Source organism: bacterium (assembly GCA_021108215.1).
Lineage (GTDB): Bacteria > Oederibacteriota > JAAXVQ01 > JAAXVQ01 > JAUVAV01 > JAIORK01.
In genome coordinates, this window is the sequence record JAIORK010000030.1 from 1 (window position 1) to 1,418 (window position 1,418).

The following is a 1,418-nucleotide window of genomic DNA, read 5'->3' on the forward strand; positions in this document are numbered from 1 at the left end:
GGGAATAATATTCGCGCGATTGCCTGGGGCGGTAATTCCGAATGGTACATTGTCGGCAACAGCGCAAAAATTAATGCTTATAATGGCAGTACTTTTACGGATCTTTCCAATAGCCTGACCGGCTGGGGTTCCAACAATATTTTGACAATAGCCGATGGAAGCGGCACGGAAAATTTCTGGCTTTTTGGCGGCGGTGCGAGCGGCGTGGGAAAGCTTACCAAGTATGACGGCACCACATTTACAAATTTAGAAAGCACAGCTGGTTTTTTTGGAAATACATATACGGTTTACTCGCTTGCCTTTAATGGGACTTATTGGTTGATCGGCGGCAGCCAAGGTCGGCTGTCCCGCTATTCGGGAGGCACGTTTACGGATCTTTCTTTTCTTTTGGATGGTTCGGGTGCCGGGCAGGGTAACTTCGGAAGCAACAATGTCTATGCGATTGACTGGGACAGCACCAATAGTGTCTGGCTGATCGGCGGTTCGGGCGGTAAACTGGCAAGTTACAACGGTTCAACATTTACCGACCGCTCAGCATCGGTTTCAACGTTTAACAATATCTATTCACTCCATCACGATGGAAATTATTGGATGCTGGTCGGGAATGATACGGGCGGGAATACGGAATGTTATTCCTGGGATGGTAGTATTTTTCGAGATCTTTCCAGCAGTCTGGAAAATATGGGGGCCAGCCTGCCGTTTTATTCCATCACGGGAAATGGAACGACCTGGCTGATGGGCGGTGCCCAGGCCAAGGTCAATGATCATACCGGTGGGGCGTCTTCCACAACATTTAATGACCGCTCCAACCGTCTGGCGGATTTTGGGACCAAGGACATTATGGCTTGTGCTTATAACAGTACCAATGGGTACTGGCTGGTGGGTGGCGCGGACAAAGCGCTCAATAGCTATAATGGAACATCCTTTACGGATATTTCGAGTCATCTGGCTGGTTTTGCTGCAACGGATGATGTGCTTTCCGTTGGATACAATGGAACTTATTGGCTTATCGGAGGAACCGGCGGAAAATTTTCACGCTATAACGGGACATCGGGTACGGATTTATCCACGAATCTTGGTTTTGGTTCCAATGCGGTGTATGCCGTCGAATGGAACAGCACCAACAGCGAATGGCTGATTGGCGGCGCAGGGCCGAGCTTGAAGACTTACAATGGTGCCTCGTTTTCTTCGGATCTTTCAAGTTCTATGTCGAGTTTTACCGGGAATATTCGCGCTATTTGTTATTCCGGCGGATGGTATATTATTGGCGGGACGTCCGGCTCCATCAACCGCTATAACCGTACAACATTCAGTAATCTGGCATCCAGTTGGGGCTCGGAGGATGTTTTTGCGATTGATTCAAATGGGAGTGAGTTTTTGGTGGGCGGATCCAATGCGACCTGCAAGCGTTTGATACC

The 1,418-nt window shown here is 48.9% G+C and carries 1 protein-coding gene; it reads left to right on the top strand.

Going from position 1 to position 1,418, the window contains the following annotated elements; translation table 11 throughout:
* Window positions 1-1,418: hypothetical protein (locus tag K8S19_06615; protein ID MCD4813347.1), on the top strand; the 1,418-nt coding region annotated here is incomplete at both ends.